This is a genomic window from Modestobacter italicus (assembly GCF_019799965.1).
Lineage (GTDB): Bacteria > Actinomycetota > Actinomycetes > Mycobacteriales > Geodermatophilaceae > Modestobacter > Modestobacter italicus_A.
In genome coordinates, this window is sequence record NZ_JABGCJ010000001.1 from 707,367 (window position 1) to 722,324 (window position 14,958).

Here is a 14,958-nt window from a genome sequence, read left to right on the forward strand (position 1 = left end):
GGCGGGCCGGGGCCGGATGATGTGCGGTCGTGGAGATCGTGGCCGCTGCGGCGGAGACGCTGCGGGTGCCGGCCGTGGTCGACCTGGCGGCGGTGGTCGTCGGCGCGCTCACCGGTGGACTCCTCGCCGCCCGGGAGGGGTTCGCCGTCTCCGGGGTGCTGCTGCTGGCGGTCAGCACCGGGCTGGGCGGCGGGCTGATCCGCGACGTGCTGCTCGCCGGCCCCCCGCCGGTCGCGCTGACCAACCCCGCCTACCTGCCGACCGTGGCGATCACCGCCATGGTGACCTTCTTCTTCTCCGGCTGGCTGTCCCGGCTGACCGGCCTGCTCGTCGGCCTGGACGCGCTGACGCTCGGGTTCTTCACCGTGATCGGGGCGCAGAAGGCCGAGCTGGCAGGGCTGCCCAGCGCCTCGGTGGTCTTCATCGGCACCCTCACCGGGGTCGGCGGCGCGGTCATCCGGGACGTGCTGCTGGCCCAGCGGGCCGACATCGTGCAGCCCGGCCCCTACAACGCCGTCGCGGCCCTGCTCGGGGCCACCGCGCTGACCGTGCTCGCCGGTCCGCTGGGCCTGCCCCCACTGCCGGTCGCCGCGCTGGTCATCGCGCTGGTCGCGGCGCTGCGGGTCGTCTCGGTGTGGCGCGGCTGGGAGGCCCCGGTAGCGGTCGACCTGCCGCAGCGGGCCCGCAGCCGGCTGGTCCGCCGCACCCCGCGGCGACGTCGCCGCCGGCGGGCCTGAGTCAGGCCCGCTCCCTGCCCGCGCCGGGCACCACCGACGGTGCCGGGCTGATCCCCGGGGGCACCCGCTGCGGGCCGGCCTCCGGCGGTCGCGGTTCGTCCTGCGGGTGCACCCGGACGGCGAGCAGGGCCACGTCGTCCTCGGTGTCGGGCAGGTACATGCGCTCCAGCAGCCGGTCGCACAGCTGCTGCAGCGGCAGGTCGGTGAGCCCGGCCAGCACCCGGCACAGCTCGGCGATCCCGGCGTCCAGGTCGCGGTCGCGGCGCTCCACCAGACCGTCGGTGTAGAGCAGCAGCGTCCCGCCGCGCTGGATCACCGCGACCCGGTCGTGCCGGGGGCGGCGGGGCTCGACGCCGAGCAGCAGGTCCGGGTCGTCGCCGTCGAGCAGGGTGACCGTGCCGTCGCCGCCGACCAGCACCGGGGGCGGGTGCCCGGCGGTCGACCAGCGCACCCGGGTGTCGGCGACGGCGAGCTCCGGGTCGTCCTGCTCCAGCCGGGCGACCAGCGCGGTGGCCATGGTGTCCAGGTCGAGGCCGAAGCTGGCCCGGTCCAGGCCGGTGAGCACCTCCGCCGGCGTGCCGCCGGTGTGGTGCCCGATGCCGCGCAGCAGGCCGCGCAGCTGGCCCATCGCCGCCGCCGCGCGGCTGTCGTGGCCCACGACGTCCCCGATCACCAGCATCGTCGCCCCGTCGGGCTGCACGAACGCGTCGTACCAGTCGCCGCCGACCTCGGCGCCCGCCGCCGCGGGGACGTACCGGACGACGATCTCGCAGTGGTCCGGTGCCGGCGGGGCGGTGAGCATGCTGCGCTGCAGCGTCTCGGCCAGCCGGCGCTGCTGACCGAACAGCTGCGCCTGCTGCAGCGCCACGCCGGCCCGCCGGCCGAGCTCCAGCGCGATGTCCAGCTCGGCGTCGTTGTGCCGGCCGCGCCCGGCCTCGGCGTAGAGGCCCAGCGCGCCCAGGGTGACACCGCGGGCGACCAGCGGGACGACGATCCCCGACCCCGCGGCCAGCCGGCCGAGCAGCGCCTGGGCCTGCGGGTCGGGCAGCGCCCGCTGCACGTAGCCGGCGTCCAGGTCGGTGACCACCAGCGGCCGGCCGCTGCGGATCACCACCCGGGCGGCGGCCTCGTCGGTCATCCCGGCGACCATCGCGCGCACGTACTCGGCCAGCTCGGCGGAGCGGCGCGGGTCCCGGTGCGCGGAGGCGACGTCCCGCATCCGGCCGTGCTCGTCGGCGACGACGACCCAGCACCAGTCGCCGAGCGCGGGCACCACCAGCTCGGCCAGCCGGCCCAGCTGCTCGGCGATGTCCAGCGTCCCGGACAGCACCCGGCCGGCCTCGGCGAGCAGCTCCAGCCGCGCGTTCGCCGCGGCCATCTGCGCCACGGCGGCGTCCCGCTCGGCATCGGCCTGCAGACGGGAGACGGTCAGCCCGATCTGCGCGGTCAGCGCCTCCAGCAGCGACACCTCCTCCTCGTCCAGCGTGCGGTCCTCCGACCAGACGGCGATGAAGCTGCCGAGCACCCGGCCCTCCACCCGCAGCGGCAGCGCGGCCAGCGCCCGCACGCCCACCAGGTCACCGACCTCGGCCATCCGCGGGAAGGCGGCCACCGCGGCATCCCGGTCGGCCAGCAGCACCGGGACGCCGTGCCGCGCCACGTACTGGGTGGGCAGCGCGTCGTCGAGGGCCAGCTCCACCCCGCTGCTGGGCAGGGTCACGTCGGCGCCGGACTCGACCGCGTCGGCCAGACCGCGGGTCATGTGCAGTCGCAGCCGGTCACCGTCGGGGTCGAAGACCGCCAGCGCACCGGCGGCGACCCCCAGCACCGCCGAGCAGCCCCGCAGCGCCACCTCGGCCAGCTCCGGCATCCGGGCCGCGTTGGCCAGCTCGGCGGCCACCTCGCTGATCGCCGCAGCCCGCTGCACGGCGACCAGCCGCCGCTGCGCCTCCTCCCGTGCGCCGGTGACGTCCACCGTCGTCCCGAGCAGTCGCACCGGCTCGCCCCGCTGGTCGCGGAGCACCCGGCCGCGGGAGACCGTCCAGCGCACCTGGCCGTCCTCCCGCAGCACGCGCATCTCCACCACGAACTCACCGGCCTCCGCGGTCAGCGCCGCCTCCATCGCCGTCCGGACCGTGTCGTGGTCGTCCGGGTGGATGCGGGCCATCAGGTCGTCGTCGCCGGCCAGCACCAGCGGCCCGGTCAGGCCGAAGATGGCTGCGTTCCGCTCGTCCCAGTGCACCGAGCCGGCCCGCACGTCCCGCTCCCAGATGCCGACCGACCCGGCCTCCAGGGCCACCTCGAGCCGCGCCGTCGAGGCGCCGACCGCGGACTGCGCGGCAGCGAGCTCCAGCTCGGCGACGACGGAGGCCGCCAGCTGCGTCACCAGCTGGGCGTCGTCGTCGGACCAGCTGCGCGGCTGGTCGTCGTAGACCGCGAGCACGCCCACCACCTGCCCGGACGCCGCGGTCAGCGGCGCGCCCAGGTAGGCCTGCACCTGCCCGGAGGTCACCGCCGGCAGACGGGCCACCCGGTCGTCCGCGGCGGCGACCGGCACGTTGAGCGGCAGCCCCTGGCGGACCGTGATCGCCGACAGCGCGCCGGTCAGCAGGGCTGGTCCGCCGACCGCGCCCTCGGGCAGGCCGTACCCGCCGATGACGACGTCGCGGTCGGTGAAGAGGGTGACCTTGGCGTGGCCGGCGCCGACCAGCCGCGCGGCCAGGCCGGAGAGCCGGTCGAACGGCGCCCCGGCGGAGGCCTCCTCCATCAGCCGGCGCGCGGCCGCGATCCGCTGCGGGTCGGTCAGCGGGTCGTCGCCGGTCGCCGTGCTCGCCGGAAGCACGCTCAGTCGACCTCCCCCGGCTCACCACGCCGACCGCCCGGGCCGACCACCCACCACACGCGGGCGGCACCATGCTGGCACGCCGCCGCCGGGGTCCACGGGACCGCTGCCGGGGCGGTGTCGCCTCCGCCGGGCACGGAGCTCTCAAGGACCAGCCCCGGACGACCGATCTGGAGGAGGTGACGTCGACCCTCTCGGACCGCTGGGACTGCCGGCCGCTGCTGTCCGGCGCCGATGACCTGACGATCGTCTTCCAGCCCATCGTCGACCTGGCCTCCGCCTCGGTGGCCGGCTACGAGGCCCTCGCCCGGTTCCCGGGGACGGCCGCACCCGACGTGTGGTTCGCCGCGGCCCACGAGGCCGGCCTGGGCGCGGAGCTGGAGGGGCTGGCCCTGCGCAAGGCCCTCGCCTCGCTGCCCGACCTGCCGCCGAACACCTTCCTCACCGTCAACGTCAGCCCGCACCTGCTGGGTGCGGCGCCGGTTGCCGCCGCCCTCGCCGAGCCGGCGACGCTGCGCCGGGTCGTGGTCGAGCTGACCGAGCACATGCCGACCCCCGACCTGGCCGGGCTCCGCGCGCAGACCGCCGCGCTGCGCGGCCGCGGCGCGCTGATCGCCATCGACGACGCGGGCTCCGGCTACGCCGGGCTGCAGCAGCTCGCCGAGATCCGCCCGCAGCTGGTCAAGCTCGACCGCGCGCTGGTCAGCGGCGCCGACACCGACCCGGTCAAGACGGCGCTGGCGGAGATGGTCGGCGCCTTCACCAGCCGGATCGACGCCTGGCTCCTGGCCGAGGGCATCGAGACCCCGGGCGAGCTGGCCGCCTTCGCCCGGCTCGGCGTCCCGCTGGCGCAGGGCTGGCTGCTCGGCCGCCCGGCACCGCACTTCGCGCCGCTCTCCCCCCAGGCCGCCCAGCTGGTGCGCACCCAGGTGGCCCGCGCCCAGCTGTCGGACTCGGTGGCCAGCCTGCTGCGCCCGCTCCGCCAGCACGGCGTCGGGGACGACGACGGTGCGCCGCCGCCCTACGTCGTCCTGGACGACGCCGAGGTGCCGGTGGAGCTGGTGCTCGCCGACCCGCGTACCGGCGCCGCCTACCGCGCGCCGGTGTCGCTGCGGGTACCGCCGTCGGCCGGGGTGACCGAGACCCTGCAGCGCGCGCTCACCCGCCCGCCGGTGCACCGCTTCGACCCGGTGCTGTGCACCGACCGCACCGGCAGCGTCGTCGGTCTGCTGCGGGTCGAGGACCTCGCGTCGGCCGCAGCCGCCGGCCGCTGACCTCCGGGCCGCCCCGACCCGCGGCCCGGCCACCCCGCCCACCGAGCACAGGAGCCGCCATGAAGACCTTCGCCTGCGGGGACGTCGTCCCCGGCTGCACCACCACGTTCACCGGACCCGACGAGGACGCCGTCCTCACCCACGTGGCCGCCCACGCCGCCGCCGACCACGGGCTGGGCAGCGTGCCGCCCGAGCTCGTGGCGCAGGTCCGCGCGCACATCGTCGCGGCCTGACGAAGGACCCTCTGCCCCCCACGCCTCGCGAGCTCGGCGCGGGCCCCTGCAGAGGGGCCGATGCCGGGAGGGCCGCCTGCGGCGGCCCTCCCGGCTCACGCGCTGGCGTCGGTGAGGCGCTGGCGCTGCTCGTCGGTGAGCACCAGGTCGAGCATCGGCAGCAGGTCGGCGAGCTGCTCGACCGAGCGGCCGCTGGCGATCGGCGCGGTCACCGCGGGCTGGTCGGCGAGCCAGCGCAGCGCCACGGCCGCCCCGGTGACGCCGTGCGCCTCGGCGACCTCGGTCAGCGCGGACAGCACCCGGTCGCCCTTCTCCCCCACGTACTTCGCCGCGCCCTTGGCCCGCGGCGAGTCGATCGTCTCCCCCGCGCGGTACTTGCCGGTAAGGAAGCCGCGCGCCAGCCCGAAGTAGGGCATCGAGCCCAGCCCGCGCTCGGTCACCACGGCGGCCAGCTCGGCCGCGTACACCTCGCGCTCCATCAGGTTGTAGTGCGGCTGCAGCGCCACGTACCCGGTCACCCCGAGCTGCTGCGCGGTGTCCAGCGCCTCGGTCAGCCGCTTCGCCGAGTAGTTCGACGCCGCGGCGTAGCGCACCTTGCCGGCCTGCACCAGCTCGTCGAAGGCGGTGAGCGTCTCCTCCAGCGGCGTCGTCTCGTCGTCGTAGTGCGCGTAGTACAGGTCGATGGTGTCCACCTGCAGGTTGCGCAGCGAGCGCTCGGCGGCCGCCCGGATCTCCGGGGCCGACAGCGGGTGCTCCTTCTCCCCCGGCGAGGCCTTGGTGGCCACCACGAACCGGTCGCGCACCCCGCGCTCGGCCATCCAGTTGCCGAGGATCGTCTCGGAGACGCCGTTGCCGTACATCTCGGCGGTGTCGACGAACGGCTGCTGGGTACTGGGGACTGCGTCGAGGAAGCGGTCGAGCAGGGCGAAGGACGTCGGCTCGTCGGCCGTCCACCCGAACACGTTGCCGCCCAGGCAGAGGTCGCTGACGGTCAGGTCGGTCCCGGGGAGCTGAGGCATGGGCTCCACGCTAGGCGGGCCACCAGGACGTCGCGCGGCGGGCGCCCGGACCGCCAGCGGGTCCCGAATCCGTGACGCTTGTGACCAACGAGCAGGAAAACCCCGGAAATCCGGGGGTACGGCTCGCCAACACCCAGGTCGGCATGGCAACGTGCCCGCCGTTGCTGGTCGACGACGGGGTCGGCCAGATCCGCCCACCGTGCCCCCCGCCGCGTTGTTCGTCCGCGGCGAGTTGGCACGGTGGAGGCCTCGGAGGTCCGCCAGGACGGCCGGGGGACGCGACCCGGCCCAGCCGGACGCGACACCAGACTGCGCCCGCCCCGCACCGGGGCAGGCTGCTGATCACACTGTGAGAGGAACACCATGAACAAGGCTGAACTCGTCTCCGCCATCGCCAAGCGCGCCGACGTCCCCTCGTCGACCGTCGACTCGGTGCTCAACGGTCTCCAGGAGGAGCTCGTCGAGGCCATCACCCGCGGCGAGAAGGTGGCCGTCCCCGGCCTGCTGACCGTCGAGCGCTCGCAGCGTTCCGCCCGCACCGGGCGCAACCCGCAGACCGGTGAGTCGATCGAGATCGCCGCGGCGCACACCGCCAAGGTGACCGCCGGCTCCAACCTGAAGAAGGCCGCTGCCGCCGTCCCGGTCAAGTGAGCAACGGCCCTCTCGCAGGGCCGCACTGAGCACCACCCCAGCGCCCCCGTCGCGCGCCTGGCACCCCGTGCCAGGATGCGCGGCGGGGGCGCTGCTCATCGGGGAGCGGGGCCCGCGACGAGCGGAGTGCGTCCATGACCGCGGTCCAGACCGACCTGTCCGTGACCACCGACCCGGCCGAGGTGGGGCTGGACGCCGGCCGGCTGCAGCGGCTGGACCGCCGGCTGGCCCGCTACGTCGACGAGGGCCAGCTGCCCGGGTACCTGGTCACGGTCGCCCGGCACGGCCGGCTGGTGCACGTCGGCATCGGCGGGCAGCGCGACGTCGAGGCCGGCCGCCCGGTGACCGCCGACACCCGCTGGCGGATCTACTCGATGACCAAGCCGGTCACCTCGGTCGCGGCGATGTCGCTGTACGAGGAGGGCGCCTTCGAGCTCACCGACCCGATCAGCCGCTGGCTGCCGGAGTTCGCCGACGCCCGGGTCTGGACCGCCGGCCCGGCGCAGAAGCCGGTCACCGTGCCGCTGATGGAGCCGATCCGGGTCTGGCACCTGCTCACCCACACCTCCGGGCTGACCTACGGCTTCCACCACGCCCACCCGGTCGACGGCGCGTACCGGCTGCGCGGGCACGAGTGGGGCACCCCGCCGGGCGCCGACTCGGCCGAGGTGGTGCGGCAGTTCGCCGAGCTGCCGCTGCTGTTCCAGCCCGGCAGCGAGTGGAACTACGGCGTCTCCACCGACGTCCTGGGCCGGCTGGTGGAGGTGGTCGCCGGCAAGCCGCTGGACGACGTCTTCGCCGAGCGGGTGTTCGGGCCGCTGGGCATGACCGAGACGTCGTTCGGCCTGCGCCCCGAGGACGACGTCGACTCCCTCGCCCAGCTCTACGGCCCCGGCGTCACCCAGCTGCCCGCCCCGTTCGCCCAGGCCGCGCACCGCAAGCCCGCCTTCCTCGCCGGCGGCGCCGGGCTGGTCTCCACCGCCGGTGACTACCTGCGGTTCGTGGAGATGCTGCGGGCCGGCGGGGTCACGCCGTCCGGGGAGCGGGTGCTGGGCTCGCGGACGCTGGCGCACATGGTGCGCAACCACCTGCCCGGCGGCCTGGACCTGGAGACCGCCGGCCGGCCGCTGTACGCCGAGACCCCGCTGCGCGGCGTCGGCTTCGGGCTCGGCTTCTCCGTGGTGATCGACCCGGTGCGCTACGGCGGGGTGGCCAGCGTGGGCACCTACGGCTGGGGCGGGGCGGCGTCCACGGAGTTCTACGTCGACCCGGTCGAGGACCTGACGGTCACCTTCTACACGCAGCTGCTGCCCTCCAGCACCACGCCGGTGCGCAACCACCTCCGCCCCCTGGTCCAGCAGGCCCTCGTGTGAATGACCGGCCATGTTCGCCAACATGGCCGCCCGGGGAGCGGCCATGTTGGCGAACATGGCCGGTCTTGGAGGATGTCGGCATGGAGCCGAGCCACGTCCTGCTGCCCGACGAGCGCACCCTGCACGGGCACTGGGACCCCGCGCTCCCCCCGGCGCTGACCGTCGAGCCGGGGACGACGGTGCGCATCGGCACCCTGGACTCCGGCTGGTGGACCGGCGCGCACACCGACGAGCACGGCCTGGACATGGTCGGCCGCCCCCGCCACCCGGTGCACGACCCTGCCTACGGCCACGCGCTGACCGGCCCTGTCGCGGTCGCCGGCGCGCAGCCCGGTCAGGTGCTCAGCGTGCGGATCGACGACGTCGTCCCCGCCGCGTTCGGGACGACGTACGTCGGCCTGCGCTCGACCCCGCTCAACGAGCGGCTGGGGGTGACCGCCGAGCCGGTGGTGCACAGCTGGCGCCTCGACCCGGTCGCCGGGATCGGCCGCAACCAGGCCGGGCACTCGGTGGCGCTGCGGCCGTTCCTCGGCGTGATGGGGGTGCCGCCGGCCGAGCCGGGTGAGCACTCCACCATCCCGCCCTACTGGCACGGCGGGAACATCGACTGCCGCGAGCTGGTCGCCGGCGCGACGCTGTACCTGCCGGTGACCGTGCCCGGCGGGCTGCTGTCGGTGGGCGACGGGCACGCCGCGCAGGGCGACGGTGAGGTCGGCGGGACGGCGATCGAGTGCCCGATGGACGCCGTCGACCTGACCCTGGACGTGCTGCCCGACCTCTTCGGCGCTCCGCTCACGACGCCCGTCGCGAGGACCCCGGCCGGCTGGGTGACCATGGGCGTCGCCGACGACCTGGACGAGGCGATGGCGATCGCGCTGGACGCGATGCTCGACGTCATGGCCGCGCTGCACGGCATCGGCCGCTCCGACGCGCTCGCCCTGGCCAGCGTGGTGGTCGACCTGCGGGTCACCCAGGTCGTCAACCAGGTGGTCGGCGTGCACGCCGTCCTCCCCTGGGGCGCCGTCCGCTGACGACGTCCGGCCGTGTTGGCGGACACGGCCGGGCAGCTACTCGCCGGTGACGCCGTCGATGCGCTCGCGGAGCAGGTCGGCGTGGCCGTTGTGCCGGGCGTACTCCTCGATCATGTGCAGCTGCACCCAGCGCAGTGACACCCGCTCGCCGTGCCGCAGGCCGGCGCCGACGTCGTCCAGCGAGGCGAAGCCCGCGGCGATCTCCCGGGCGGCCGCCACCTCGGCGGTCCACGCGGCGAGCTCGGCGGGGACGGCGGTCGCCGGGTCGTCGCCGGGCCGGCCGATCGCGTCGAAGTCGCCGTCCGGGTCGTCGTCGCTCCAGTAGAGGGCCGGGGCGTCACCGGCGCCGCCCAACACGCGCCGGTACCACGAGCGCTCGACGTCGGTCATGTGCCGCAGCAGCCCGCGCAGGCTCAGCGAGGACGGCGGCACCGACCGCTCACCCAGCTGCTCCGGCGTCAGGCCGGCGCACTTGGTCAGCAGGGTGGCCCGGTGCAGGTCCAGCCAGGCGTCCAGGGCGGCGCGCTCGCCGTCCCGGAACGGCGGGTCGTCGCGGGGCGGGGCGGGCGGGAACACAGTCACCCGGCCAGTCTGTCGGGTCCACCGGCCGCCGAGCGGGACCGCCGTCCCGGCCTCACAGCAGGGACAGCCCCAGCTGCTCGCTGAGCAGGTGCAGCGCTGCCCGGCCGGCCCGGGAGTTGCCTGCCCGGTCCAGTGGCGGGGACCAGGCGCAGACGCCGAACCGGTTGGGCACGTCGCCCATCACCGCGCCGGCCACCCCGCTCTTGCACGGGAAGCCCACGTCGTAGGCGAACTGCCCGGCCGCGTCGTAGGTGCCGCAGGTCAGCATCACGGCGCTGACCCGCCGGGCCAGCGGCTCGCTGAGCACCCGGTCGCCGGTGCGTGGGTCCACCCCGTCGTGGGCCAGGAACCGGGCGGCCCGGGCCAGCTGCCGGGTGGTCACGGTGAGCGCGCACAGCTGCGCGTAGGCGTCCACCACCTCGGCCACCGGGTGGGTGAAGTTGTCGAAGGAGCTCATCAGGTGGCCCATCGCCGTGTTCATGTCGGCGCCGGTGCGCTCCTCCTCCAGCACCTCGGGATCGGGCTCGAGCCGCTCGCCGACCAGCTCGGACAGCAGGTCGGTGACCTCCTCCACCGCCGCCTCCGGCGATCCGGCGGCGCCCACCAGCACGTCGCACACGACCACCGCGCCGGCGTTGATGAACGGGTTGCGGGGCACGCCGTGCTCGCGCTCGAGCTGGACCAGGGAGTCGAAGGGGTCTCCCGACGGCTCACGGCCGACCCGCTGGAAGACGTCCTCGCCGACCAGTCGCAGCGCGGCGGTCAGCGTGAACACCTTGACCACGCTCTGCACCGGGAAGCCGACGTCGGCGTCGCCGGCGACGTGCTCGGTGCCGTCGAGCTCGCACAGGGCCAGCGCGAACCGCTCGGGGCCGGCCCCGGGCTGGGCGACCTCGTCGTCCTCGGCGAGCGGCCGCGCCTCGGCGGCCACCCGGTCGAGGACGTCGGTCAGGTCGTCGGGCACGTCGGCGGGGGTCGTGGACACCCCCGGACGGTGTCACGGTGCGCGCGACCGGGCTGGTTGAGTGGGCCCGTGCTGCGCATCGGCTCCCTCGACGTGCCGGACGGCGGGCTGGTCGTGATGGCCATCGTCAACCGGACCCCCGACTCGTTCTACGACCGCGGCTCCACCTACGAGCTGGACGCGGCGCTGGCCCGGGTCGAGCGGGTGGTGGCCGAGGGCGCGGACATGGTGGACGTCGGCGGCGTGAAGGCCGCCCCGGGCGCGGAGGTCGACCCCGCCGAGGAGATCCGCCGCACCGTGGACCTGGTCGCGGCGATCCGCACGGCGCACCCGGACCTGCCCATCTCCATCGACACGTACCGCGCCGAGGTCGGCCGGGAGGCGCTGGCCGCCGGCGCCGACGTGGTCAACGACGCGTGGGGCGGGGTCGACCCGGAGCTGGCGCACGTCGCCGCCGAGGCCGGGGCCGGGATCGTCTGCACCCACGCCGGCGGGCTGCCGCCGCGCACCCGGCCGCACCGGGTCACCTACGACGACGTGGTCGCCGACATCGTGCGGCGGACGACGGCGCTGGCCGAGGCCGCCGTCGCCGCGGGCGTGGACCCGGAGCGGGTGCTGATCGACCCCGGGCACGACTTCGGCAAGAACACCCGGCACTCGCTGGAGGCGACCCGGCGGCTGGACGAGCTGGTCGCCACCGGGTGGCCGGTGCTGGTGGCGCTGTCGAACAAGGACTTCGTCGGGGAGACCCTCGACGTCCCGGTCGACGCCCGGCTGACCGGCACCCTGGCCGCGACCGCGGTGAGCGCCTGGCTGGGCGCCCGGGTGTTCCGCGCGCACGACGTGGCGGCGACCAGGCAGACGCTGGACATGGTGGCCTCCATCCGCGGCGACCGGCCACCGGCCCGCACCACCCGCGGCCTCGCCTGAGGAAGGGGCCTCCCCGCCCCCACCCCTCGCGGGCTCGGCGCGGCCCCTGCCGGGAGGCCGGAGGGTCGGACGGCCCCGCGGCGATAGGTTGCCCGGCATGGCCGCCACCGGGTTCCTCACCGCAGACGAGCTCAACGCGATCCTGCCGGGCACGTTGCCCGGACTGCTGGGGATCGTCGTCGACACCCACGAGCCGGGCCGGCTGACCTCACACCTGGACGTCCGACCCGAGCTGCTCGCGCCCAACGGGTACCTGCACGCCGGCACCGTGGTCACCCTCGCCGACACCAGCTGCGGCCTGCCCACCCGGGCACTGCTGCCGGAGGGGTCGACCGGCTTCACCACCATCGAGCTGAAGAGCAACCACCTGGGCACCGCCCGGGAGGGTCGGATCTCCGCCGTCGCCACGAACGTGCACGCCGGCCGGACGACGCAGGTCTGGGACGCCGTGGTGACCGCCGAGGCCACCGGGAAGACGCTGGCGCTCTTCCGCTGCACCCAGTCGGTGCTCTGGCCGCGCTGACCCTCCCGGGCTACCGGCGGGTAGCCCGGGTGTGGCGCACGACACGCCGAGTGTGAGACTGGCGTCACCGCACCTGAGTCGAGGAGGACCCCGTGCCGCTGGCCAGCCGCTATCCCGATGTCGAGATCCCGGAGCTGTCCGTCCCGCAGTTCGTGCTGGCGGGCGCCGGCGAACGCGCCGACCGCCCTGCCCTGATCGACGGCCTCTCCGGCGAGACGATCACCCACGGTGAACTCGCCTTCTACGTCGAGCGCGTCGCCGCCGCCCTGCATGCCCGCGGCCTGCGCAAGGGCGACGTCGTCGCCGTGTTCAGCCCGAACACCATCTGGTACCCGGTGGTCTTCCACGGCATCGCCGCGGCCGGCTGCGTGATCAGCCCGGTCAACGCGCTGTACACGCCGGAGGAGATCGCCTTCCAGCTGAAGGACTCCGGCGCCAAGGTGCTGGTCACCGTCTCCCCGTTCCTGGACCGGGCGCTGGCCGCGACCGAGAAGTCGCCGGTCGACGAGGTCATCGTGATGGACGGCGCCGAGGGCCACCCCTCGCTGCGCGACCTGATCACCGCCGACGCCCCCGCCGTGCAGGTGGACATCGACCCGGCGAACGACCTGATCACGCTCCCGTACTCCAGCGGCACCACCGGGCTGCCCAAGGGCGTCATGCTCACCCACCGCAACCTGGTGGCCAACGTGTCCCAGTCGCGCCCGCTGGCCGGGGTGGACGAGGGCAACGAGCGGATCATCGCCGTCCTGCCGTTCTTCCACATCTACGGCCTGACCGTGCTGATGAACCAGGGCCTGCAGTGGGGCGGCGCCGTCGTCACCCTGCCCCGGTTCGACCTGGAGCAGTTCCTGCGCACCATCCAGGACCACAAGATCACCCGGGCGTTCGTCGCCCCGCCGATCGTGCTGGCGCTGGCCAAGCACCCGATGGTCGACCAGTTCGACCTGTCGTCGCTGCGCAGCATCACCTCCGGCGCCGCCCCGCTGGACGAGTCGCTGGCCCAGGCCGCGCAGGACCGGCTGCGCAAGGGCGCGAGCGAGGGGGTCAGCGTCGGGCAGGGCTACGGCATGACCGAGCTGTCGCCGGTCTCGCACACCACCCCCGAGGTCGGCCTGGAGCCGGCCGGCGCCGGCCCCACCCCGAAGGGCACGGTCGGCTACGCGCTGCCCAACACCGAGTGCCGGCTCGTCGACCCGGCCACCGGCGAGGACGCCGCCCCCGGCGAGCGCGGCGAGCTGTGGGTGCGCGGGCCGCAGGTGATGAAGGGCTACCTGAACAACCCGCAGGCCACCGCCGAGACCCTGGACGCCGAGGGCTGGCTGCACACCGGCGACGTGGCGATCGTGGACGACGAGGGCCGCTACACCGTCGTCGACCGGGTCAAGGAGCTGATCAAGTACAAGGGCTACCAGGTGGCGCCGGCCGAGCTTGAGGCCGTGCTGCTGAACAACCCGCAGATCGCCGACGCCGCGGTGATCGGCGTGCTGGACAAGGAGAGCGGCGAGGAGCTGCCCAAGGCCTTCGTCGTCCGGGCGCCGGGCTCGGAGATCAGCGAGGACGAGATCAAGGCCTACATGGCCGAGCACGTCGCCCCGCACAAGAAGATCCGGCTGGTCGAGTTCATCGAGCAGGTGCCCAAGTCGATGGCCGGCAAGATCCTCCGCAAGGACCTCAAGAACCGCTGACCGCGCGCGACGGTCATGGCGCCGGGGCGGCACGCAGCGTGCCGCCCCGGCGTTCCATGATCGTCGCGTCGTGCCCTCGGGGCGGGCCTAGGGTCGGGGCATGCGTGCGGTGACGATCGACTCCCCTGGTGGGCCCGAGGTCCTCGGCTGGGGCGAGGTCCCCGACCCGGTGTGCGCGCCCGGCGAGGTGCTGGTGGACGTCGCCGCGGCCGCGGTGAACCGGGCCGACCTGCTCCAGCGGCAGGGGCACTACCCGCCGCCGCCCGGCGCCAGCGAGGTGCTCGGCCTGGAGTGCAGCGGCGTGATCAGCGAGGTCGGCGAGGGCGTCACCGGCTGGTCGGTGGGCGACGAGGTGTGCGCCCTGCTGTCCGGTGGCGGGTACGCCGAGCGGGTCGCCGTCCCGGCTGGTCAGCTGCTCCCCCGCCCCGCCGGCGTCGAGCTGGCCACCGCGGCGGCGCTGCCGGAGGTCGTCTGCACCGTCTGGTCCAACGTGTTCATGCTCGCCGGGCTGCGCGCCGGTGAGGTGTTCCTGGTGCACGGCGGCGGCAGCGGGATCGGCACCATGGCCGTCCAGCTCGCCGTGCGGGCCGGCGCCCGGGTGGCGGTGACCGCCGGCAGCCCGGAGAAGCTGGCGTTCTGCCGCGAGCTGGGCGCCGAGATCCTGGTCGACTACCGGGAGCAGGACTTCGTGGAGGTGGTGCGCGAGGCCACCGACGGGCATGGCGCCGACGTCGTCCTGGACATCATCGGGGCCAAGTACCTGGCCCGGAACGTCGACGTGCTGGCGACCGGCGGCCGGCTGGTCGGCATCGGCATGCAGGGCGGCACCAAGGCCGAGATCGACCTCGGGAAGCTGATGCGCAAGCGGGCTTCCGTGGCCGCCACCACCCTGCGCTCCCGCCCGGCGACCGGCCCCGGCGGCAAGGCCGAGATCGTCGCCGCCGTCCGGCACGACGTGTGGCCCGACGTCGAGCGCGGCGTCATCCGCCCGATCGTCGACCGCCGGCTGCCGATGTCCCGCGCTGCCGAGGCGCACACCCTGCTGGAGTCCAGCGGCGCCATCGGCAAGGTCCTCCTCGTCCCCGCGTGACGTGCTGGAACGGCCTGGCTG

The 14,958-nt window shown here is 75.1% G+C and carries 14 protein-coding genes; 10 read left to right on the forward strand and 4 right to left on the reverse strand.

Features of this window, described 5'->3' with window-relative positions:
- The first annotated feature begins 29 nt into the window (after positions 1-29).
- Positions 30-737: a trimeric intracellular cation channel family protein gene (locus tag HLA93_RS03455; protein ID WP_222192847.1), complete on the forward strand. Its 708-nt coding sequence runs from the start codon at positions 30-32 to the stop codon at positions 735-737.
- Between the two features lies 1 nt (position 738).
- Here HLA93_RS03455 and HLA93_RS03460 read toward each other — a convergent pair whose 3' ends face one another.
- On the reverse strand, positions 739-3,579 hold the full coding sequence (locus HLA93_RS03460; protein WP_308127919.1) for a SpoIIE family protein phosphatase: 2,841 nt from the start codon (positions 3,577-3,579) through the stop codon (positions 739-741).
- A gap of 179 nt (positions 3,580-3,758) precedes the next feature.
- On the opposite strand from HLA93_RS03460, the gene HLA93_RS03465 reads away from it, so the two are divergent.
- Both HLA93_RS03465 and HLA93_RS03470 read left to right on the forward strand, forming a co-directional pair.
- Positions 3,759-4,853: an EAL domain-containing protein gene (locus tag HLA93_RS03465; protein ID WP_222192848.1), complete on the forward strand. Its 1,095-nt coding sequence runs from the start codon at positions 3,759-3,761 to the stop codon at positions 4,851-4,853.
- A gap of 59 nt (positions 4,854-4,912) precedes the next feature.
- Entirely contained in the window at positions 4,913-5,086 is a 174-nt protein-coding gene (locus HLA93_RS03470) for a DUF1059 domain-containing protein (protein ID WP_222192849.1), read from the forward strand.
- Positions 5,087-5,181: 95 nt separating this feature from the next.
- On the opposite strand, the gene HLA93_RS03475 is transcribed toward HLA93_RS03470, so the two are convergent.
- Positions 5,182-6,105, reverse strand: coding sequence for an aldo/keto reductase (locus tag HLA93_RS03475; RefSeq protein ID WP_222192850.1), 924 nt, complete (start codon positions 6,103-6,105; stop codon positions 5,182-5,184).
- Positions 6,106-6,468: 363 nt separating this feature from the next.
- Between HLA93_RS03475 and HLA93_RS03480 the strand changes: the two genes are divergently transcribed.
- The 3 genes from HLA93_RS03480 to HLA93_RS03490 all read left to right on the forward strand — a co-directional run bounded on the left by HLA93_RS03480 (position 6,469) and on the right by HLA93_RS03490 (position 9,160).
- Complete coding sequence (locus HLA93_RS03480; protein WP_222192851.1) at positions 6,469-6,756, forward strand: HU family DNA-binding protein; 288 nt, start codon at positions 6,469-6,471, stop codon at positions 6,754-6,756.
- Positions 6,757-6,890: 134 nt separating this feature from the next.
- Positions 6,891-8,129, forward strand: coding sequence for a serine hydrolase domain-containing protein (locus tag HLA93_RS03485; protein ID WP_222192852.1), 1,239 nt, complete (start codon positions 6,891-6,893; stop codon positions 8,127-8,129).
- A gap of 80 nt (positions 8,130-8,209) precedes the next feature.
- On the forward strand, positions 8,210-9,160 hold the full coding sequence (locus HLA93_RS03490; RefSeq protein ID WP_222192853.1) for an acetamidase/formamidase family protein: 951 nt from the start codon (positions 8,210-8,212) through the stop codon (positions 9,158-9,160).
- A 36-nt stretch (positions 9,161-9,196) separates the two neighbouring features.
- Here the strand turns inward: HLA93_RS03490 and HLA93_RS03495 are convergent, their stop codons facing one another.
- Entirely contained in the window at positions 9,197-9,742 is a 546-nt protein-coding gene (locus HLA93_RS03495) for a DinB family protein (protein WP_222192854.1), read from the reverse strand.
- 52 nt (positions 9,743-9,794) lie between these two features.
- On the reverse strand, positions 9,795-10,727 hold the full coding sequence (gene glsA / locus HLA93_RS03500; protein ID WP_222192855.1) for a glutaminase A: 933 nt from the start codon (positions 10,725-10,727) through the stop codon (positions 9,795-9,797).
- A gap of 48 nt (positions 10,728-10,775) precedes the next feature.
- Here glsA and folP point away from each other — a divergent pair, with 48 nt between their 5' ends.
- The 4 genes from folP (at position 10,776) to HLA93_RS03520 (ending at position 14,937) form a co-directional block, all read left to right on the forward strand.
- Positions 10,776-11,636: a dihydropteroate synthase gene (gene folP / locus HLA93_RS03505; RefSeq protein WP_222192856.1), complete on the forward strand. Its 861-nt coding sequence runs from the start codon at positions 10,776-10,778 to the stop codon at positions 11,634-11,636.
- Between the two features lie 97 nt (positions 11,637-11,733).
- Positions 11,734-12,159 carry a PaaI family thioesterase gene (locus HLA93_RS03510; protein WP_222192857.1) on the forward strand — a complete coding sequence of 142 codons (426 nt, stop codon included), beginning with the start codon at positions 11,734-11,736 and terminating at the stop codon, positions 12,157-12,159.
- A 92-nt stretch (positions 12,160-12,251) separates the two neighbouring features.
- On the forward strand, positions 12,252-13,847 hold the full coding sequence (locus HLA93_RS03515; protein ID WP_222192858.1) for a 4-coumarate--CoA ligase family protein: 1,596 nt from the start codon (positions 12,252-12,254) through the stop codon (positions 13,845-13,847).
- A 100-nt stretch (positions 13,848-13,947) separates the two neighbouring features.
- On the forward strand, positions 13,948-14,937 hold the full coding sequence (locus HLA93_RS03520) for an NAD(P)H-quinone oxidoreductase (RefSeq protein WP_222192859.1): 990 nt from the start codon (positions 13,948-13,950) through the stop codon (positions 14,935-14,937).
- The last annotated feature ends 21 nt before the right edge of the window (positions 14,938-14,958 follow it).